Here is a 21,568-nt window from a genome sequence, read left to right on the forward strand (position 1 = left end):
GATACGCCATGGCTTCCGCTCCCGACGCTCTTCCCCAGGCCCTTTCCTCCGACGACGCTCCGGCCCAGGCCGCGCCGAGCGACGCCAGCGCGTTGCTGAAGGCCGCCCTGGCGAAGAAGAACCAGGCCCAGCTCTATCCGCAGCGGAAGATCCACGACAAGGGCCAGCGTCCCGGCATGGCGCCGCGCGGTACCCGTCGTTCGATGGGCAAGCGCTGAGGCCTTTCCCGCGCCTGGCGTTTTGTGGGCCAGTTCCCGCCACGAAGGATCAAAGCGGGCAGCCTTAACAGTTTTGCCCTTTCGCGGCCGTAGGCCGCAGCCCCATCCCTTATGCTCGCCGCCCCTGGGCGAGCCGCGTCGATGCAGCGCGCCCGTTTGCCGGAATCCGCCTGCTGCATGTCGCGTCACCTTCCATCGTCTTTCGTTTCCCTGCGCAGCCTGGCCGGGCATGCGCCCGCTGTGCTTTGCGTGCTGCTGCTGGCGTTGCTCAGCGCCAGCCTGGCCAGCCAGACGCGCTCGCTGCGCCGCGAGCTGGCGGAATTGCCCGCCGCAGCGGCCCCGGCGCCGCCAGCCAACCCTTCAGCGGCCCCGCGCGCGGCGTTAGCCGGCTTGTTCGGTGGCGCTCCGTCGCCGCGCGGCGCGACGGCGGGCGAGCGTCTGCAATTGCGCCTGCTGGCCTGCTTCCTGGCGCGTCGCGAGGACCGCTCGGCGGCGCTGATCGCGGTGGCCGGGCGCTCGCAGCGCTTCCTGCCGGGCGCCGAAGTGCGCCCCGGCACCGTGCTGCTGGCGGTTCATCGCGACCATGTGGTGCTGCGCGACCAGGGTTATGAAGAACGTCTGTATTTCCCCAAAGCCGAAGGGGCAGAAACCACCCATGCCACGTTGTAGTACCCGTTCCGCCCAGCGCCTGTCTCCGCTGTTCCTGGTCCTGTCGCTGGCCGTCCTCGGCCTGGCGCCGCCGGTCCATCCGGCACCTGCCGAGACTGCCGCCGCGCAAGAGGAAGAGCAGTGGACGATCAACATGAAGGATGCCGAGATCGGCGACTTCATCGAGCAGGTATCGAGCATCAGCGGCCAGACCTTCGTCGTCGATCCGCGGGTGAAGGGGCGGGTCACGGTGGTATCCCAGGCGCGGCTCAGCCTGGCGGAGGTCTACCAGCTGTTCCTTTCGGTGCTCGCCACCCATGGCTACGCGGTGCTGCCGCAGGGCGACCAGGCGCGTATCGTGCCGAACATGGAGGCACGCCAGGACGCCGCGCAGAAGACCGTCCGCGATGGGCCGGGCAGCCTGGAGACGCGGGTGGTCCAGGCGCAGCAGACCTCGGTGGCGGAACTGATCCCGATGATCCGGCCGCTGGTCCCGGCCCATGGCCATCTGGCCGCCGTACCGTCGGCCAACGCGCTGATCGTCAGCGACCGCCGCTCCAACATCGAGCGCATCGAGGCGATCGTGCGCAGCCTCGACCGGGCCGGCGAACATGACTACAGCATCTACGACATGCGCCATGCCTGGGTCGCGGAAATCGCCGAGGTGCTCGATCGCAGCGTCACCCCGGCCGCCGGGAAGAGCGCCGCCACCGTCCAGGTCCTTGCCGACAGCCGCAGCAACCGCCTGGTCCTGCTCGGTCCGCCGCAGGCGCGAGCGCGCTTGCTGCGGCTGGCGCAGTCGCTCGACGTCCCCTCGTCGCGGTCGGCGAACAGCCGGGTGATCCGCCTGCGCCATGGCGACGCCAAGACCCTTGCCGCCACCCTCGGGGAGATCGGCGAATCGCTGCACGGCGAGCGGGGCCAGGATGGCCGGGGAAGCGGCAAGCGCGGCCTGCTGGTGCGCGCCGACGAATCGCTGAATGCCCTGGTGATCCTCGCCGACCCGGAGGATGTCGGCCTGCTCGAGGACATCGTCCGCCAGCTCGACGTGCCGCGCGCGCAACTGCTGGTGGAGGCGGCGATCGTCGAGCTGTCCGGCGAGATCGGCGACGCCCTCGGGGTGCAATGGGCGCTGCGTAGCGGGCATGTCGCCGGCGGCGCTGGCTTCGCCGACAGCGGGTTGTCCATCGGCACCCTGCTGGGCGCGTTGCAGGCCGGCAAGCCGCCGGCAGAGCTGCCCGACGGTGCGATAGTCGGCCTCGGCAGTCGCGATTTCGGCGCACTGGTCACCGCGCTGAGCCGCAATAGCCGCAGCAACCTGCTGTCGACGCCGAGCCTGCTGACCCTGGACAACCAGAAGGCGGAAATCCTGGTCGGCCAGAACGTGCCGTTCCAGACCGGCAGCTACACCACCAGCGCCAGCGGTTCGAGCAATCCGTTCACCACTGTCGAGCGCAAGGATATCGGGGTGACCCTCAAGGTCACGCCGCACATCGGCGAGGACCGCATGCTGCGCCTGGAGATCGAGCAGGAAATATCCTCCATCGCGCCAACCGCCACCCTGGCGGCGAAGGCGGTGGACCTGGTGACCAACAAGCGCTCGATCAAGAGCACCGTACTGGCTGACGACGGCCAGGTCATCGTCCTCGGTGGATTGATCCAGGACGACCTGCAGCGCAGCGATTCGCGGGTACCGCTGCTGGGCGACATCCCCGGCGTCGGCCGGCTGTTCCGCTCGTCCCGCGAGACCCGGGTGAAGCGCAACCTGATGGTCTTCCTGCGACCGAGCATCGTCCGCGATGCCGCCGGCCTGGAGCGCATCAGCCATGGCCGTTACCGTTCCATCCAGTTGCTGCGCGGTGCCGCCGGCGAACCGGCGCGCCCGCTGTTCGAGGATGCCGGCGCCATCGACCTGCGTCCCGCCGCCCAGGTCGCACCGGCACCTATTGGCTCGCCGCGCAGCTATCCGGCTCCAGCCCCGGTGCTGATGGAGAAGCCGCGCCTGGCGGACCCGGCGTCCCTGGGCGACGGTCGCGGCGGCGAGGTGCTGGAGGTTCGCCAGGGCACGCACGCGCCGCAGCCGCCGTCACCCCAGCGCTACGCCGTGCGATTGGTCGAGGGCAGCAGCGAAGCCTTCATGCGCGCGCTGATCGAGCGGCATCCGGGCCTGTCGTTGCGTTTGCGCCGCGAACTGCGCGATGGCCAGGAGCTGTTCGCGGTGGAGCGGGGCGACTACCTCGACCCGGAGCAGGCACGCCGGGCCCTGGCGGAACTGCCCGAAAGCCTGCCGCGAGGGAAGGCGCGGGTGATTGCGCATACGCCGGGAAGCGCCCTGTGACGGACTTCGAATCCTCGCGTCGCGCTCCGTCCACCGGATTGTCCGGCGCGCTGCGGCGGCCGCGCTCCAGCGCAGCGCCACTGCCAGATCTGGCAGTTGTCGCTGGCGGGGACGGAGGCTTTAGTAGCCGCACTTTTTTCCAGGGCCGGGCAGTGGGACCGCAATGCATGGACGACATCGAGACCAGAGTGAGGAAACTGGTAGCCGCCCGGTTCGGCGTGGAGGAATGCGACATCCGGCTGGACAGCGACTTCCGTAACGACTTCGGTGCCGAGTCGCTCGAGGTAGTCGAACTGGTCATGGCCCTGGAAGCGGAGTTCGGCGTCGAGATCGCCGATGACGATGCGGAACGGATCGAGACCGTGCGCCAGGCCATCGACTATCTCGAGGAAGCCGTGCCGACCTGACTCCCCCTGGACCACCGGCCGATGCCGTGGTCATTCCCTGCGAAACGCTGTGCGCCACCTCCCGCCCGTGCCGGCGGCAAGGTGCGCGACGTCCCGCGCTTCGATTACGCCGGATCGTCCAGCCCGCCCCGGGCCGATCCGGCTTTTTTTTGCCCGCCGCCGCGATTGCGAGGCGGCCGCCGTCGGTTGGATTTCCTGAATCTTCCCGCGCCTCGCCGGTCGACCGAACAAGGGCAGCGTGCCATTCCCGGCGCGTGCCCGCCATTCGTAACGGAGGTCGTCATGGCTACACGACGGAAAACAACACCCCAGGAAATCGATGATATCCAGGACCGCATGGGTTCGATGCGCGAGCTCGATTTCGACGAGCGCCGCCAGGCGCGTAAGGCGCGGATCGGCGACGAGCGGCCCGAGGCCGAGGTGGAGGCCGAATTTTCCTCGCGGCGGGTACGCGAGGCGGGCCACGCTGGCGGGCAGCCGGACGAGGACGATGGTTACCAGGATAACGTCGGCATGGACGATCTGGCGCCGGAAACCCTGATCGACGAAAGCGGCGCCCGCTCGCCGGCCGAGCGCGGCGGCGAATCGCCCGCGGACAAGCGCCTGAGGGTCGTGCATGGCAACGAGATCGGAGCCGGCCACGGCCTCGACGAGGCCGAGCTGGCGCGTCGTGATCCGCTCGACGGTTCCTCCGACGAGGAACGCTGAGCGCGCAGACTGTATCGAAGTATTTCCGACGCCTGGCGTTCTGTGATCGATTCGGCTCGGTTGGAGTGCGCTGCCGCACGCTTTACAGCCGGACGGAGCGGGGCACCGGATCTACTGCAAAAGCTGATAGTTGTCTTCCCGGGTGACGGCGTTGCACGGTCCTGCGGCGTGCAACCCGGCCTGGGCGAAATACCGGCGGAGCGGACCAGGCTATCCCGTCGGAGGCGATGTCGCCGGGCTGCTGGCTTTCAAGGTTTCCCTTCGATGACCAGGAGCTACCCATGCAGCACAAAAGATCCCGCGCGATGGCGAGTTCGCGCTCGCCGTTCCTCTTCGTCTTGCTGGCGCTCGCCGTGGGCGGTACGGCCAATGCCCATGACGATGGCCTGCCGGCCTTCCGCTATTCGGCGGAGTTACTCGGCCAGTTGCAACTGCCCAGCGTGGCCCTGCCGCTGAATGACGACCTGTTCCTCTACGGTCGCGACGCCGAGGCGTTCGACCTCGAGGCCTACCTGGCCTTGAACGCGCCGGCGCTGCGCGACAAGAGCGAATACCTGGAGCACTGGAGCGGCTACTACAGCATCAACCCGAAAGTGTTGTTGACCCTGATGGCCATGCAGTCCGGGCCGTTGGGGGCGCCGGACGAGCGCGCCTTGGCGGCGCCGCTGGGACGGCTGTCGGCGAAACGCGGCTTCGATGCCCAGGTCCGCGACGTGTTGCAGCAGTTGTCGCGGCGCTACTACGGTTTCGAGGAATACCAGTTGCGCCAGGCGGCTGCGCGCAAGGCCGTCGGCGAGGACGGCCTGAACGCGGCATCGGCCGCGCTGCTCGGTCTGTTGCGAGAGGGGGCGAAGGCCTCCGCCGTGCAAGGCGGCAATCCGCTCGGCGCCTACGCGCAGACCTTCCAGCGCCTGTTCGGCACCCCGGCCGCGGAACTCCTGCAGCCGCGCAACCGCGTGGCCCGGCAACTCCAGGCGAAGGCCGCGCTGGCGCCGCCATCCAACCTGATGCAATTGCCCTGGCGCCAGGGCTATTCCTGGCAGCCCAACGGAGCGCATTCGAACACCGGCTCGGGCTATCCGTACTCGTCCTTCGATGCGTCCTACGACTGGCCGCGCTGGGGCAGTGCGACCTACAGCGTGGTCGCCGCCCACGCCGGTACGGTACGGGTGCTGTCGCGCTGCCAGGTACGGGTGACCCACCCCAGCGGCTGGGCGACCAACTACTACCATATGGACCAGATCCAGGTGAGCAACGGCCAGCAGGTCAGCGCCGACACCAAGCTCGGCGTCTATGCCGGCAACATCAACACCGCGCTCTGCGAGGGTGGCAGCTCCACCGGACCGCACCTGCATTTCTCGCTGCTCTACAACGGCGCCTTCGTTTCCCTGCAGGGAGCCAGCTTCGGTCCGTACCGGATCAACGTCGGCACCAGCAACTACGACAACGACTGTCGCCGCTACTATTTCTACAACCAGAGCGCCGGCACCACCCATTGCGCTTTCCGTCCGTTGTACAACCCCGGCCTGGCGCTCTGAGTCGGCGCGGGGCCCGGCTCCAGCCCGGGCTCCGCCGCGAGCGAAACGGCGCTGAACAGCTGGCGCGTCGCTGCCGCCGCGCCCGGCGCCAGGCTGACCGCGTGGGCCGGCATGCTCAGCCGCGCCGGGGCAGCAGGGCGTAGGCGTCGCGAACCACATCCTTGCCGTAGTGGCGTTCCAGGCGGCGGACGACGAAGTGACCGCGCGCCATGGCCTGGAAATGGTTCATGAACACCGTGTTGATCGCCGCGCCGCCGAGGGCACCGACGATGGGCACGATCTGCGCCGCGAGCTTTTCCGAATACTGCACGCCCAGGCGCTCGGCGACCTTGCGCACCAGGGCCAGGAGCATCGGCGCGGCCTTCTTGCTGCCGGCGTCCTTGCCGAGGAAGTCGGCGGCCGCCTTGACCTGCTGGGCCAGCGCCGTACGCACCGCGTAGTAGCCGGACTCCGACGCGTCGTCCGAGGCGGATTTGCCGCCGAGGGCGAAGACTTCGATACAGGCCATCAGGGTGTCCATGTCCCTGATCGACTCGCCCTCGCTGCGCGCGATGTCGGCGATGGAACGGAAGATGATGCCGGTGGTGACCGGCACCTCGACCAGCATCGCCAGCGGCCCGAAGAAGCCGCCGACGCCACCGGAAACGGCGGCGCCGAGGGTATGCAGGCGGTTCGCCGGCTGACCGCTGGCGTTTTCCTGGAGGGTGGCGGTGGCCGAGCGGGCGACTTTCAGCAGCGCTCCCTCGATCACCGAACCGAGCTTCTCGTTGACCTTCCGTGGCAGCTTCTTCAGGCCGTATTCGATCGGCGTGCCCAGCAGGCTGGTGAGTTGCGCGGTGAGTCCAGGGTTCTCCAGCAGGTTCTTGGCGGCCTGGAGTTGCTTGAGATCGGCGGGGGAAAGGCTCATGGAAGGTCCGGCTGACGGTGGTCGGTCAACCTAACCACTGTCCGCCGGCGTTGTCCACGCTCAATAGTCGCCGCGCTTGCGGAAGGCCCAGCGGCCGGCGAGGAAGGTGAAGCTGGCGACCAGCACGAGCATGATCCAGAAGCCTTCAGGATCGTCGGCGAAGGGAATCCCGCCGACGTTCATGCCGAAGAAGCCGGCGACGATGTTGATCGGCAGGGCCAGCACCGTGACCATGGTCAGGGTGAAGAGGATGCGGTTGTTCTGTTCGTTGAGCTTGGCCGCGATCTCTTCCTGCAGCAGCTTGATCCGTTCGCCCAGGGCGGTCAGGTCGCTGATCACCAGGGAGAACTCCTCGGTGGCTTCGCGCAACTCACGCAGGTCGGCATCCTGTAGCCATTCCGGCGGTCGGTTGAGCAGGCGCAGCAGCGAACCGGGCTCCAGCGCCAGCAGGCGTTGCAGGCGTACCAGCACGCGCCGCATGGCGCCGAGGTCGGCGCGGTTGGCGGAGAGGCGCAGGGCCAGTAGCTGGTCCTCGATGCGGTCCACTGCGACGCTGGTTTCGCGGACGATCTGGGTCAGCACGTCGCCCTGGTCGCGCAACAGGTGGATCAGCAACTGCAGGGGCGAACGGAAAGGTTCGCCGTGCTTCACCGAAGAGCGCAGCTTGTCCACCGAGCGCAGCGGTTGCGCTCGTGCACTGACCAGCAGCCGGCCACGGGCGCAGACCCACAGGGTGGCGACGTCCGAAGAGACCAGGCCGAAGTTGAAGACCACGTCGTTGACCACTGCCAGCAGCGCCGAGTCGACGTGTTCGATGCGCGTCGAGCGCGACCCCTCGCGCAGGCTTTCGAAGAAATAATCCGGCAGTTCCAGATGCTTCTTCATCCAGCGCTCGCAGGCGGCATGGGCGAGGTTCAGGTGCAGCCAGAGGAACTCGTCCGGCGCCTCCTCGGGGGCCTGCCGCAGGCAGGCGAGGGCGGTGGCCGAGTCGATTTCCCGGCCCGCTTCGCCGGGACGGAAACGGAAGCCGTAGATCAGGCCGAACAGGTCGGCGTCCTGGGGCGGGGAGATACCGTGATGCATGGTCGCTCGCGGGAGAGGATCGGTTGGATAACTTGGCATCGTGACGATGACGCTTTGATTGCAGGACGATGAAGGCCGCTTCGCGGGATGCCCGGCGATGCTTTCCGTTGGAACTGTCGGGGTCGTCTTGCCGTCGCCTCGCGCCGACGAACTACGAGGTGCCGGGAAGTGCTATTTCATTTCTCCCGGTTTTTTATGAAATATGCATCGTAGAGTTCTGATATTTGCCCGCTGGGTTATTTAGTCGATTTGCCGTGCCAGGTGATGGGGGTTGTTTATAAAGTATTATAACTTTTTGATTATATATTGTTTATCAATTAGATAGGCGTGTGATGGCTAACCCGGATTTCTCATGAGGCCGGCAGGCGTGGCCGGTGAAGCCTCGGTGTATCAACAACCTGCCTTCCACCGCTAAAAATTGATCGTTTTTTATTCAATTCCCGCGTATGGGGCGCACTGCCCCCTTTCCCCCATTGAGCCGGGCCGGGGGCGCCCGCCTGTTCAGGTCGGCTTGAGGCGGGCAACCAGCCCCGCAAAGAGTTCCTGATGCGGATAGGCCTCGCTGATCAGCACGCGGATGCGCCGGCTGTTGCGAATGATCACCGCACCGATCTTGAGCAGTTTCAAGCGCAGGTTATGGATGCTCATGCGCGCCAATGCGGTGCCCTGGAGATGATCGCGTAGCCGTTCGAACAGCACATAGGCAAAGGCCGACAGCATCAGCCGCCACTGGTTGGTCCACCAGCGTGGGCTGGAGGTGCGGTCGGCGAACAGATCCAACTGTTGGTCCTTGATCCGATTCTCCATGTCGCCACGGCCGCAGTAGTCTTCGTAGTACTGCTGGGCAGCATCCTCGGCAAAGCGGGACACGACGATGAAGCGTGGATTGGCACCCTGCTCGCCATGTTCCAGGCGCGACACGACCAGGCGGCGCCTACGCCAACTACCGGCCTGATAGAGGAAGCGATACACGCCGGACATCTTCTGCCCGGTTTCTTGGTAGGCCTCGGCGACAGCTTGCATGGCCGGCGCCGCCATCCGCTGCAGGCGGGTGTTGCGGGCCAGACCCACCACATAATCCACCTGCTTGCGGTCACACCAGTCGAGCATGCGATGTCGGCAAAAACCGCCGTCACCGCGGAACACGATGCGGGTCTCTGGCCAGAAGCGGCGAATGAACTTGACCAGCAGTGCCAGGATGGCCCAACTGTGTCGGGCGCCATCGATGTTGCTCGGGCGCAAATAGCTCACCAGCAGATGGCGACCACAGAACACATAGAGCGGCAGGAAGCAGTAATGGTCGTAATAGCCATGGAAGAAGCGCCCTTCCTGATCACCATGCACCGGCACATCGGTCGCATCGAAGTCGAGCACGATCTCAGCCGGCGCCTGGTCATGCTGGGCGATGAAGTGCTCCCACAGCAGGCGATGGGCTTGCACCACCGTTTCGCGATCGGCTTGCTGTTCCAGGCGCCCCAGAGTGGATTTGCCGGCCAGCGGTTGCAGGCGGTTGACCGCAGTCTGCAGCGCGTAGTCATGGCGCAGGCCGTCATGATCGTTGAGATCCTCGTAGCCGGCGGCCAGTGCATAGATACGCTGGGCGAGCAGTGTCTGCAGTCCATGCTGGACACGCCCAGGATCACGCCGATCGGGAACGATTTTGGCCAGGCGGCGGGTCAAGCCATGTTGCCGGTCGACCTCGCGCAGCAGCAACAAGCCCGCATCCGAGGTGATGTGACCACCGGTGAAAGAGGCCTCGACGAGGCGGCGAGAGAGGGGTGAAAAGTGGAGTTTTTCTGGTAGCATTTTGTGCGCGGCTGAAGACTTATGGGGCTTTGTTTGGCGACAAGAATCATAAGGCTTTCAGCCGTTTTTGTTTATGCGGTCATGAGAAATCCGGGCTAAATGGCTGCGTGTTTTCCAGGGGTTATCTAAATTGAATTTTTCATGGGGGTTTTCTTAGTCGTTATATATAAAGTCAGACTCGCCTTTTATTTAAAAGCTGCTATTTCTGGATTACATGGTGCGGCCGTTCGGTCGCTGCTTGACAAGAGGAATGTCGGAAATGTCGATCCAGGCGAAAGTTACCCCTATCGATCAGAGTATTTCTTCTGCGGCTGCCGTCGAGGTTCCGGAAAACGGGATACTCAAACTCTCCCAGAGCAGTAATATCGCGCTCGATGTCGCACCGGAGTCGGTGGCGGGATACTCGAAGAGCGGTTCGGACCTGATCGTCCAGCTGAAGACCGGGGAAAGCGTCCGGATCGCCAACTTCTATGCGGAAGGCCAGCCTTCCAGCCAACTGTTCCTGGCCGACAAGGACAAGCTGGTGGCGGTAGATCTGCCGCCGGTCGCTGCCGACGGGCCGCTGATGGCCGGCTACATCCCGCAGGAAAGCCTGGCCGGTTTCGAGTCGCTGACCGGCGCCGGTGTGCTCGGTGGCATGAGCGCAGGGACTGCGCTGCTGGTCGGTGCGGCGGCCATCGGCGCCGGGGTGGCGATTTCCAACAGCAGCGGCGGCGGTGGCGGCGGCGGTTCTTCGGTGCCCCCGGACACCACTCCGCCGAAGGCGGCCAGCGGCCTGAAGATAGCGCCTGACGGCAGCAGCATCAGCGGCCAGGCCGAGGCCGGCGCGAGCGTCGGCATCGATACCAATGGCGACGGCAAGCCGGACCTCACCGTGATCGCCGATGCCAACGGCAATTTCACCGCTCCGCTGAACCCGCCGCTGACCAATGGCCAGACGGTCACCGTGGTGGTCACCGACCCGGCTGGCAACGCCAGCCCGCCGGCCCAGGTCACCGCTCCGGACACTACCGCCCCGGCGCCGGCTACCGACGTGCAGGTGGCGCCGGACGGCAGCAGCGTCACCGGCAAGGCCGAACCCGGCTCGACGGTGGGCGTCGATACCGACGGCGACGGCCAGCCGGACACCACCGTGGTGGTCGGCCCCGGCGGCAGCTTCGAGGTTCCGCTGAACCCGCCGCTGACCAATGGCGAGACGGTGACGGTGATCGTTACCGACCCGGCCGGCAACAACAGCACCCCGGTGACCGTCGAGGCGCCGGACACCACCGCCCCGGCGCCGGCCACCGACGTGCAGGTGGCGCCGGACGGCAGCAGCGTCACCGGCAACGCAGAGCCGGGCGCCACCGTCGGTGTCGACACTGACGGCGACGGCCAGCCGGACACCACCGTGGTGGTCGGTCCCGGCGGCAGCTTCGAGGTCCCGCTGAACCCGCCGCTGACCAATGGCGAGACGGTGACGGTGATCGTTACCGACCCGGCCGGCAACAGCAGCACCCCGGTCACCGCCGAAGCTCCCGACTTCCCCGACGCGCCCCAGGTCAATGCCAGCAACGGCAGCGTCCTCAGCGGTACGGCGGAAGCGGGCGTGACCATCGTGATCACCGACGGCAACGGCAATCCGATCGGCCAGACCAGCGCCGATGCCAACGGCAACTGGAGCTTCACCCCCGGTAGCCAACTGCCGGATGGCACCGTGGTCAATGTGGTGGCCAGGGACGCCGCCGGCAACAGCAGCCCGGCGACCTCCATCACCGTCGACGGCGTGGCGCCGAACGCGCCGGTGGTCGAGCCGAGCAACGGCAGCGAACTCAGCGGGACTGCCGAACCGGGCAGCAGCGTGACCCTGACCGACGGCAATGGCAATCCGATCGGCCAGACCACCGCCGATGCCAACGGCAACTGGTCTTTCACGCCGTCCACCCCGCTGCCGGACGGTACCGTGGTCAACGTGGTGGCCAGGGATGCCGCCGGCAACAGCAGTCCGCCGGCCAGCGTTACCGTGGATGCCGTCGCGCCGGCCACGCCCACCGTCGATCCGAGCAACGGTACGACCCTCAGCGGCACCGCCGAGCCGGGCGCTACCGTGACCCTGGCCGACGGCAACGGCAACCCGATTGGCCAGGTCACCGCCGACGGCAGCGGCAACTGGACCTTCACCCCGAGCACGCCGTTGCCCAACGGCACGGTGGTCAACGCCACGGCTACCGACCCGTCCGGCAACGCCAGTTCGCCGGCCAGCGTCACCGTGGACGCCGTGGCACCGGCCACGCCAGTGGTCAACCCGAGCAACGGCACCACGCTCAGCGGCACCGCCGAGCCGGGCGCCACCGTGACCCTGACCGATGGCAACGGCAATCCCGTCGGGCAGGTCACCGCCGATGGCAGCGGCAACTGGAGCTTCACTCCGACCACGCCGTTGCCCAACGGCACCGTGGTCAACGCCACGGCCACCGACGCCTCCGGCAACACCAGTGCGGGCAGCAGTGTCACCGTGGACTCGGTAGCCCCGGCCACGCCAGTGATCAACCCCAGCAACGGCACCACGCTCAGCGGCACCGCCGAGCCGGGCAGCAGCGTGACTCTGACCGATGGCAATGGCAACCCGATCGGGCAGGTCACCGCCGACGGCAGCGGCAACTGGAGCTTCACCCCGTCCACGCCGCTGGCGGATGGAACCGTGGTCAACGCCACCGCTACCGACCCGGCCGGCAATACCGGCGGCCAGGGCAGCACCACCGTGGACGCCATCGCGCCGGCCACGCCGACCGTCAACCTGAGCAATGGCAGCAGCCTCAGCGGCACTGCGGAACCGGGCAGCACGGTGATCCTCACCGACGGCAACGGCAATCCGATCGCCGAGGTCACCGCCGACGGCAGCGGCAACTGGACCTACACCCCGTCCACGCCGATCGCCAACGGTACTGTGGTCAACGTGGTGGCCGAGGACGCCGCCGGTAACAGCAGCCCGCCGGCGACGGTGACCGTCGATTCCAGCGCGCCGCCGGCGCCGGTGATCAACCCGAGCAACGGCGTCGTCATCAGCGGCACCGCCGAGGCCGGTGCCACCGTGACCCTCACCGATGCCGGCGGCAACCCGATAGGGCAGGTCACCGCCGACGGCAGCGGCAACTGGAGCTTCACGCCGGGCACGCCGCTGGCCAACGGCACGGTGATCGTCGCCACGGCCACCGACCCGACCGGCAATACCGGCCCGCAGGCCGCCACCACGGTGGACGCGGTGGCGCCGCCGGCGCCGGTGATCGATCCGAGCAACGGCACGACCATCAGCGGCACCGCGGAGGCCGGGGCCAAGGTGATCCTCACCGACGGCAACGGCAACCCGATCGGCGAAACCACCGCCGACGGCAGCGGCAACTGGACCTTCACGCCCGCCACGCCGCTGGCCAACGGCACGGTGGTCAACGCCGTGGCCCAGGACCCTGCGGGCAATACCGGCCCGCAGGGCAGCGCTACCGTGGACGCGGTGGCGCCGAACACGCCTGTGGTCAATCCGAGCAACGGCAACCTGCTCAACGGTACCGCCGAGCCGGGCAGCACCGTGACCTTGACCGACGGCAACGGCAACCCGATCGGCCAGACCACCGCCGATGGCAGCGGCAACTGGAGCTTCACGCCCGGCTCGCAACTGCCCAACGGCACCGTGGTCAACGTGACCGCGAGCGACGCCGCCGGCAATACCAGCCTTCCCGCTACCACGACGGTGGATTCCTCGCTGCCGTCGATCCCGCAGGTGGATCCGAGCAACGGTTCGGTGATCAGCGGCACCGCGGACGCCGGCAACACCATCATCATCACCGATGGCAACGGCAACCCGATTGGCCAGGTCACCGCCGACGGCAGCGGCAACTGGTCCTTCACTCCAGGCATCCCGCTGCCGGATGGCACGGTGGTCAACGTGGTGGCGCGCAGCCCAAGCAATGTCGACAGTGCGCCGGCGGTGATCACTGTGGATGGCGTGGCCCCGGCGGCGCCGGTGATCGATCCGAGCAACGGCACCGAGATAAGCGGTACCGCGGAGGCCGGCGCGACGGTGATCCTCACCGATGGCGGCGGCAACCCGATCGGCCAGGCCACCGCCGACGGCAGCGGCAACTGGACGTTCACCCCGGGCACCCCGCTGGCCAACGGCACCGTGATCAACGCCGTGGCCCAGGACCCGGCCGGCAATACCAGCGGTCCGGCCAGCGTCACCGTCGATGCCATCGCCCCGCCGGCGCCGGTGATCGATCCGAGCAACGGAGTCGTCATCAGCGGTACGGCGGAAGCCGGGGCCACGGTGATCCTCACCGACGGCAACGGCAACCCGATCGGCCAGGTCACCGCCGATGGCAGCGGCAACTGGAGCTTCACGCCCGGCACGCCGCTGGCCAATGGCACGGTGGTCAATCTCACCGATGGCAACGGCAACCCGATCGGCCAGGCCACCGCCGACGGCAGCGGCAACTGGACGTTCACCCCGAGCACCCCGCTGGCCAACGGCACCGTGATCAACGCCGTGGCCCAGGACCCGGCCGGCAATACCAGCGGTCCGGCCAGCGTCACCGTCGATGCCATCGCCCCGCCGGCGCCGGTGATCAATCCGAGCAATGGAGTCGTCATCAGCGGTACGGCGGAAGCCGGGGCCACGGTGATCCTCACCGACGGCAACGGCAACCCGATCGGCCAGGTCACCGCCGACGGCAGCGGCAACTGGAGCTTCACGCCGGGCACGCCGCTGGCCAACGGCTCGGTGATCAATGCGCTGGCCCAGGACGCCGCCGGCAACACCAGCGGCCCGGCCAGCACCACGGTGGACTCGGTAGCCCCGGCCACCCCGGTGCTCGATCCGAGCAACGGTACGGTGATCAGCGGTACCGCCGAAGCCGGGGCCACGGTGATCCTCACCGACGGCGGCGGCAACCCGATAGGGCAGGCCACCGCCGATGGCAGCGGCAACTGGAGCTTCACTCCGGGCACACCGCTGACCAACGGCACGGTGATCAATGCGGTGGCCCAGGACGCCGCCGGCAACACCAGCGGTCCGGTCAGCACCACGGTGGACGCGGTGGCCCCGGCCACCCCGGTGATCGACCCGAGCAATGGTGTCGAACTCAGCGGTACCGCCGAACCCGGCGTCCGGGTGATCCTCACCGATGGCAATGGCAACCCGATCGGCCAGACCCTCGCCGACGGTAGCGGCAACTGGACCTTCACACCGGGCACGCCGCTGGCCAACGGCACGGTGGTCAACGCCGTGGCCCAGGACCCGGCCGGCAATACCAGCGGTCCGGCCAGCACCACGGTGGATACGGTGGCGCCGGCCACGCCGGTGATCAATGCCAGCAACGGCAGCGTGATCACCGGCACCGCCGAGGTCGGCGCCAAAGTGATCCTCACCGACGGCAACGGCAACCCGATCGGCGAGACCACCGCCGACGGCAGTGGCAACTGGACCTTCACCCCCGGCACGCCGCTGGCCAACGGTACGGTGATCAACGCCGTCGCCGAAGACGCCGCGGGCAACGCCAGCGGTCCGGCCAGCACCACGGTGGACTCGGTGGCGCCGTCCGCTCCGCTGCTGAGCATCAGCGCCGACGGCGCGCTGCTGACCGGCACCGCCGAGCCGAACAGTCAGGTGCGTATCGTGGTCAACGGCGACACCGCCAACCCGATCACGGTCACCGTCGACGGCGCCGGCAACTTCAGCCTGCCGTTCGCGCCGCCGCTGATCACCGGCGAACTGATCGCCGGGGTTGCCGTGGACGCCGCCGGCAACGTCAGCGGGCCGGCCACCATCAACGCGCCGGACCTGGCGCCGCCGACCATCAGCGTGCCGGAAGCCGCCGATACCTGGATCAACGCCGCGGAGATCGGCGACGGCATCCAGGTCGATGTGACGGTCCGTCCGACCATGCAGGTCGGCCAGGTGGTCACGGTCAAGTTCGCCGGGCAGAACGGCTACGAGGCCGAGGTCAGCCATACCCTCACCGCCGGCGACATCGCCGCCGGCAACCTGACCCTGACCCTGACGCCTCCCGGCGGCATGGGCCCGTTCCCGGAGGGCGCCTCGACCGTCACCGCCGACATCAACGGCGGCACCGCGTCGACCCCGGTGCCGTTTACCATCGACACCATTCCGCCGGCGACCCCGGTGCTGTCCCTGGTCGGCAACATCCTGACCATCTCGGCGGAGCCAGGGACCGAGTTGACGGTGACCGTCGACGTCGGCGGGGTGACCGCCACCGCCACGGTGACCGCCGACAACAGCGGGCTGGCGTCGCTGAACCTGCTCACCGACCTGGACATCGACTTCAGTTGGGACCAGTTGCTCAATGCCCAGGTGTCGGTGGTCGGACGCGACCCGGCCGGCAACCCGAGCAACACGGCGAGCATCGGCGTCGGCACCAGCATCGAGCAACCGGTGACCATCGGCAACTTCGGCCTCGACGTCAGCCTCAACCCGCTGAACCCGCGTTTCGGTTTCAGCGGAACCACCGAGCCTGACTCCAGCGTGGTGATCCGGGTCATCACCCCGGCGTTGAACGTCGAATTGCTGCCGATCCAGGCGGATTCGTCCGGAAACTTCTCGCTGAACCTGCTGAGCCCGACCATCCTCACCCAGTTGGGGCTGAACATCACCGACATCCTCAACCTCGGCTCGCAGATCTCGTTCAACCTGGTGTCCACCGACTCCAATGGCAACGACAGCGCCGCCTACGGGATCACCCTGACCCCCAACGGACTGTCGCTCAATATCGGCCAGATCGATGTCAACGGTACTTCCGGCGACGACGTGCTGTCCGGCGCCAACGGCAGTTCGGAGCACATCAACGGCGGCGACGGCAGCGACCTGATCTTCAACGTGGGCACCGGCGATCACGTGGTGGCCGGCAACGGCAACGACACCATCCAGATCACCGCGACCGATTTCGTCAGCATCGATGGCGGCGCCGGGTTCGACACCCTGGTCCTGGCCAACGGCATCGACCTCGACTACAACGCCGTCGGCGTCGGCACGCTCAGCAACCTCGAGCGCATCGACCTCGGCAAGGGCGATTCGGGTAGCGTGCTGACCCTGACCGCGGCGGAGGTGGATGCCATCACCGATGCCAACAACACGTTGCAGATCACCGGCGAGAACAACGACACCCTGAACGTGGTGGGCGCGGTGAATACCGGTACCACGCAACTGATCAACGGCATTACCTACGACGTCTACACCTTCGGCAGTACCACCCTGCTGATCGAGGACAACACGGTACAGGTCGTGGTCTGATGCGCGGGCGCAGGCAGTACGCGCGCAAGGGACGGCGGCATGGGAAGGGAGCCATCTGGCTCCTTTCCCTGGGTCTGCCGATGTTCGCGTCGGCCATGCCCCTCGACCAGGCGGTCAGGGCAGGGCTGGCGATCCACCCGGAAGTACGATCCGCGATGGCCGAAGCGGACCGTGCAGGCACCGAGGTGGAGATGGCCAAAGGGGGGTACTACCCCTCCGTGACGATGTCCGGGGGGCCGCAGGAGTTCGACTTCGGCGAGATCGTCTACGATCTCACCGCGTCGCAGATGCTGTACGACTGGGGTCGGGTGACGAGCAAGGTCGACAGCGCCAGCGCGACCCAGCGCAAGCTGTCCGAGGCGGTGCTGGTGGCGCGCGACGATGCGGCGCTGGATATCGTCGAGACCTACCTCGATGTGCTTGCCTCGGAGCGCCGGGTGGAGGCGGTGCGCGAACACATCCAGCGCCTCGACGGCATCCGCGAGATGACCCAGGCGCGCGGCGGCGACGGCTACGCCGACCGCAGCGAGCTGGATCGCGCCAATCTGGAACTGTCGCGGGCCCAGGAGCAGTTGTCGCTGGAGAAGGGCAACCTGCAGGACGCGCGCAACCAGTACGCGATCCTGGTCGGCCAGGAGCCCGCCGACCTGGTGGAGCCCGAGCCGATGTCGCTGCAACGCTACCTGGCGGCCAGCGATATGGCGCGGGTGATCCGCGAATCGCCTTTGCAGCGCAAGGCCCTGGAGGACGCCAATGTCGCCGAGGCCGAGGTCCGCGAGGCCAAGGCGTCGCTGCTGCCGCAACTGAACCTGGAGGCCAGCGCGCTGCGCCGGGAGATCGGCGGGCATCCGGAAAGCGACTCGGTGGTATCCCTGCGCTTCCGCATGGACACCTTCCAGGGGCTTTCCAACTTCCGCCGGCCGACCGCCGCGCAGCAGCGCCTGGAGTCGGCGAAATGGAGCGCCGACGCGATGCAGCGCGACATCCGCCGGCAATTGCAGAACCTCTTCGACAACGGCGACACGCTGCGCTGGCGGGAACAGTCGCTGACCCAGCAGGTGACCGAGTCGGAGCAGGTCGGCGAGTTGTATCGCGAACAGTTCGAGGTTGGCCGGCGCGACGTGATCGACCTGCTCAACGTGCAGCGCGAGCGGTTCGAGGCAGAGCGGCAACTGATCAACCTGCGGATCGAACGCAAGCGCATCGAGTATCGGGCGGCCGCGCAAGTCGGCCTGTTGGGTCCGCTATTGGAGAACCGGCTGAATCATGGAAGCTGAGAAAACCCCGGATAACGTCGTGATCCTCAACCACGACCCCATCGTCGACCCGTTGCGCCAGGGCTTGTTGCTGCTCTGCCGGCAGCTTGGCCGACCGCTCGGCGACGCCGAACTGGTGGACGGCATGCCGCTGGAGCACGGTCGCCTGCCGTTGCACCTGGTGGCCCGCGCGTTGCGCCGCGCCGACATCACCGCCCAGGTCACCCGCCAGCCGTTGCGCCGGATCGATCGCTACCTGCTGCCGGCCCTGCTGCTGCTCGACGACGGCCGCGCCCTGGTGCTGGTGGGCAACGACGGCGAGCACGCCGAGGTGCTGGTACCGCAGAGCGACGGCGGAAGCCAGAGGATGCCGCTGGCCGAGCTGGAAGCGCTGTACAGCGGCACGGCGGTCTTCGCCAAGTGCCGCTACCGCCCGGACGGGCGGGTCGGCGACTACGCCAGCGCCTTGCCCGAACACTGGTTCTTCGGCCCGCTCAAGCGGCTCTGGCGTTCCTACGCCGAGGTCACCGCCGCGGCGTTGGTGGCCAACGTCCTGGCGGTCGCCTCGGCACTGTTCGCCATGCAGGTCTACGACCGCGTGGTGCCCAACGCGGCGTTCGACACCCTGTGGATCCTCGCCAGCGGCGTGGCCCTGGCGATCGTCCTCGACGGTGTCCTGCGGATCATGCGCGGCCACCTGCTCAACGTGCTCGGCAAGCGCCTCGACCTGCAACTCTCGACCCTGCTGTTCTCCCGCGTGCTGAGCACCCGGGTCGCCGCCAAGCCGGCGTCGATGGGCGCCTTCAGTACCCAGGTGCGGGAGTTCGAGTCGGTGCGCGAGTTCTTTACCTCGTCCAGCGCGGCGCTGATCAGCGACCTGCCGTTCGTGGCGATCTTCCTGCTGATCATCGCCGTGATCGGCGGCCATGTGGTCTGGGTGCCGCTGGTGGCCTGCGTGCTGATGATCCTGCCGGGGCTGCTGACCCAGCGCCTGCTCGGCCACCTGTCGCGGCAGAACCTGCGCGAAGGGGCGATGAAGAACGGCGTGCTGCTGGAAGCCTTCGAGCACCTGGAGACGGTCAAGGCGACCCGCGCCGAAGGCCGCTGCCTGCACCAGTGGGAAACCCTGACCGGCGAACTGGCCGGTACGGCGATGAAGACCCATACCCTGGCCTCGACCCTGAGCTACTCGGCGAGCATCGTCCAGCAGCTCTGCTACGTCGGCGTGGTGGTCTTCGGCGTCTATCGGATCAGCGAGGGCGCGATGACCGTCGGCGGCCTGGTGGCCTGCTCGATCCTCGCCTCTCGGGCCATCGCACCGCTGTCGCAGGCGGCCGGCATCCTCGGTCGCTGGCAGCACACCAAGGTGGCGATGGAAGGCCTCGACCAACTGATGAGCGCCGAGCAGGAGCGACCCCAGGGCAAGCGCTTCGTGCACAAGGAGCGCCTGCAGGGACATTACCGCCTGGAGGGCGTGCGCCTGGCCCACGGCGACAGCCCGCCGGTGGTCGACGTGCAGGCCCTGAACATCCGCGCCGGCGAGCGGGTGGCGCTGCTCGGCGGCAACGGCGCCGGCAAGTCGACCCTGCTGCGCCTGCTCAGCGGCCTGCTCGACGCGCAGGCGGGACGCCTGCTGCTGGACGACGTCAGCCTGACCCAGATCGACCCGGCCGACCGCCAGCGCGGTATCGGCTACCTGCCGCAGGACGTGGCGCTGTTCCATGGCAGCCTGCGCGACAACCTCAACCTGGAGAACGCCGCGCTGGGCGACGAGGAACTGCTGGAGACCCTCGACGGGGTCGGCCTGGGCGCTTTCGTCCGCGGCCACCCGCTGGGGCTGGACATGCCGATCCAGGGCAACGCCAGCCTGTCCGGCGGCCAGCGCCAGGCCGTCGGGCTGGCCCGGGTGCTGCTACAGGACCCTCCGATCCTGCTGCTCGACGAGCCGACCGCGGCCTTCGACCAGGGCAGCGAGAAACAGGTCATCGACTACCTGCAGCAATGGTTGGGCAAGCGCACCCTGGTCATCACCACCCACAAGAAAAGCATGCTCGCCCTGGTCGAGCGTGCGGTGGTCCTGCGCCAGGGCAGGGTGATCATGGACGGCCCGCTGGAGCAGGTGGTGCAGGGCAACCAGGTACAGGCACCGCAGGCCGCCGAAGGAGGCAACCATGGACTCTGACCGCGACGCCGCCGCCCTGCGCCGGCAACTGGCCGACCCGTTGCTGGCGGCTACCCACCCGGTCTACCGGCCGCTGCTCTGGACCCTGCTCGGTTGCGTGCTGCTGTTCATCGGCTGGGCGGCCTGGGCGCAACTGGACGAGGTGACCCGCGGCGACGGTCGGGTCGTGCCGTTCAGCCGCATCCAGAAGATCCAGAGCCTGGAGGGCGGCATCCTCGACCGCCTGCTGGTGAAGGAGGGCGACCTGGTGGAAGTCGGCCAGCCGCTGGTGCGCCTCGACGAGACGCGCTTCCTCACCAACTTCCAGGAGTCGGCGAACCAGGCCAGCGTGCTGCGCGCGGCCATTGCCCGGCTCGACGCCGAGGTGCTAGGCAAGAAGAGCATCGAGTTCCCGCCGGACGTCGATCCCGAGGGGCCGCTGGCGCGTTCCGAACGCGAGCTGTTCAAGTCGCGCCGCGACAAACTGGTGGAGGGCACCCAGGCGATCCAGCGGCAGATCCACCTGGCGCAGAGCCAGCTCGACCTGGTTCGCCCGCTGGTGGCCAAGCGTGCGGTGAGCCAGATGGAGGCGCTCAAGCTGAGCCAGGACATCGCCACCCTCAGCGGCAAGCTGACCGAGCTGAAAAGCACCTATTTCCAGGATGCCTATACCGAGCGCGCCCAGCGCAAGGCCGATCTCAGCGCCCTGGAACCGATCGTCCAGCAGCGCCAGGACCAGTTGCGCCGCACCGAGATCCTGTCGCCAGTGCGCGGGCGGGTGAACACCGTGCTGATCAACACCCGCGGCGGGGTGATCCAGCCCGGCGAGCCGATCATGGAAGTGATCCCGGTAGAGGAGCGTCTGCTGGTGGAGGCGAAGATCAAGCCGCGCGACGTGGCCTTCCTGGTTCCCGGCATGCCGGCCAAGGTGAAGATCACCGCCTACGACTACACCATCTACGGCGACCTCAAGGGCACCCTGGAGCAGATCAGTGCCGACACCATCGAGGAGGACACCCCGCATGGCAAGGAGTCCTACTACCAGGTGCTGATCAAGACCGATGGCAGCCAGTTGAAGCGCGGCGAGGAGGTATTGCCGATCATTCCGGGGATGGTCGCCGAGGTGGACATCCTCAGCGGCAAGCGCAGCGTGCTCAACTACCTGCTGCGGCCGCTGATCAAGGCGCGCCTTTACTGAGGCGTGCAGGACAGGCCCCGG

The 21,568-nt window shown here is 67.6% G+C and carries 13 protein-coding genes; 10 read left to right on the forward strand and 3 right to left on the reverse strand.

All coding sequences use genetic code 11. The features are described 5' to 3' along the window. Positions 1-8: 8 nt before the first annotated feature. The 6 genes from HMPREF1224_RS40100 to lasA all read left to right on the forward strand — a co-directional run bounded on the left by HMPREF1224_RS40100 (position 9) and on the right by lasA (position 5,857). Entirely contained in the window at positions 9-218 is a 210-nt protein-coding gene (locus HMPREF1224_RS40100) for a hypothetical protein (protein WP_003088087.1), read from the forward strand. Between the two features lie 141 nt (positions 219-359). Next, on the forward strand, positions 360-887 hold the full coding sequence (locus HMPREF1224_RS40105) for a type VI pilus biosynthesis protein (RefSeq protein WP_003113617.1): 528 nt from the start codon (positions 360-362) through the stop codon (positions 885-887). Further along, entirely contained in the window at positions 874-3,204 is a 2,331-nt protein-coding gene (gene gspD, locus HMPREF1224_RS40110; RefSeq protein WP_003106682.1) for a type II secretion system secretin GspD, read from the forward strand. Before HMPREF1224_RS40105 ends, gspD begins: the two co-directional genes overlap by 14 nt. 167 nt (positions 3,205-3,371) lie before the next feature. Continuing rightward, entirely contained in the window at positions 3,372-3,611 is a 240-nt protein-coding gene (gene acpP / locus HMPREF1224_RS40115; protein WP_003106681.1) for an acyl carrier protein, read from the forward strand. A 282-nt stretch (positions 3,612-3,893) separates the two neighbouring features. Continuing rightward, a complete protein-coding gene (locus HMPREF1224_RS40120) occupies positions 3,894-4,319 on the forward strand; it encodes a hypothetical protein (protein WP_003120217.1) in 426 nt (141 codons plus the stop codon). Between the two features lie 281 nt (positions 4,320-4,600). Continuing rightward, entirely contained in the window at positions 4,601-5,857 is a 1,257-nt protein-coding gene (lasA, locus tag HMPREF1224_RS40125) for an elastinolytic metalloprotease LasA (protein WP_003144675.1), read from the forward strand. Positions 5,858-5,972: 115 nt separating this feature from the next. Here the strand turns inward: lasA and HMPREF1224_RS40130 are convergent, their stop codons facing one another. The 3 genes from HMPREF1224_RS40130 to HMPREF1224_RS40140 form a co-directional block, all read right to left on the reverse strand. Continuing rightward, the gene (locus tag HMPREF1224_RS40130) at positions 5,973-6,764 is read right to left on the reverse strand and encodes an EcsC family protein (RefSeq protein WP_003106675.1); all 792 of its coding nucleotides are present in this window, start codon (positions 6,762-6,764) and stop codon (positions 5,973-5,975) included. A 60-nt stretch (positions 6,765-6,824) separates the two neighbouring features. Beyond that, positions 6,825-7,847, reverse strand: a complete 1,023-nt coding sequence (locus HMPREF1224_RS40135) for a transporter (RefSeq protein WP_010794057.1) — start codon at positions 7,845-7,847, stop codon at positions 6,825-6,827. 501 nt (positions 7,848-8,348) lie between these two features. Then, on the reverse strand, positions 8,349-9,653 hold the full coding sequence (locus HMPREF1224_RS40140) for an IS1380-like element ISPa33 family transposase (protein ID WP_010793081.1): 1,305 nt from the start codon (positions 9,651-9,653) through the stop codon (positions 8,349-8,351). Between the two features lie 259 nt (positions 9,654-9,912). Here HMPREF1224_RS40140 and HMPREF1224_RS40145 point away from each other — a divergent pair, with 259 nt between their 5' ends. From HMPREF1224_RS40145 to HMPREF1224_RS40160, 4 genes are read left to right on the forward strand one after another with little or no spacing between them, the layout of a single operon-like run. Beyond that, on the forward strand, positions 9,913-16,932 hold the full coding sequence (locus tag HMPREF1224_RS40145; protein WP_010794058.1) for an Ig-like domain-containing protein: 7,020 nt from the start codon (positions 9,913-9,915) through the stop codon (positions 16,930-16,932). Beyond that, positions 16,932-18,209, forward strand: coding sequence for a TolC family protein (locus HMPREF1224_RS40150; protein ID WP_003102743.1), 1,278 nt, complete (start codon positions 16,932-16,934; stop codon positions 18,207-18,209). The genes HMPREF1224_RS40145 and HMPREF1224_RS40150 overlap by 1 nt, the downstream gene beginning before the upstream one ends. Next, complete coding sequence (locus tag HMPREF1224_RS40155) at positions 18,199-20,370, forward strand: type I secretion system permease/ATPase (RefSeq protein ID WP_003114950.1); 2,172 nt, start codon at positions 18,199-18,201, stop codon at positions 20,368-20,370. Before HMPREF1224_RS40150 ends, HMPREF1224_RS40155 begins: the two co-directional genes overlap by 11 nt. After that, complete coding sequence (locus HMPREF1224_RS40160; protein WP_003102741.1) at positions 20,360-21,547, forward strand: beta-barrel domain-containing protein; 1,188 nt, start codon at positions 20,360-20,362, stop codon at positions 21,545-21,547. The genes HMPREF1224_RS40155 and HMPREF1224_RS40160 overlap by 11 nt, the downstream gene beginning before the upstream one ends. Positions 21,548-21,568 lie beyond the last annotated feature (21 nt).

It is taken from the genome of Pseudomonas sp. P179 (assembly GCF_000478485.2).
GTDB lineage: Bacteria > Pseudomonadota > Gammaproteobacteria > Pseudomonadales > Pseudomonadaceae > Pseudomonas > Pseudomonas aeruginosa.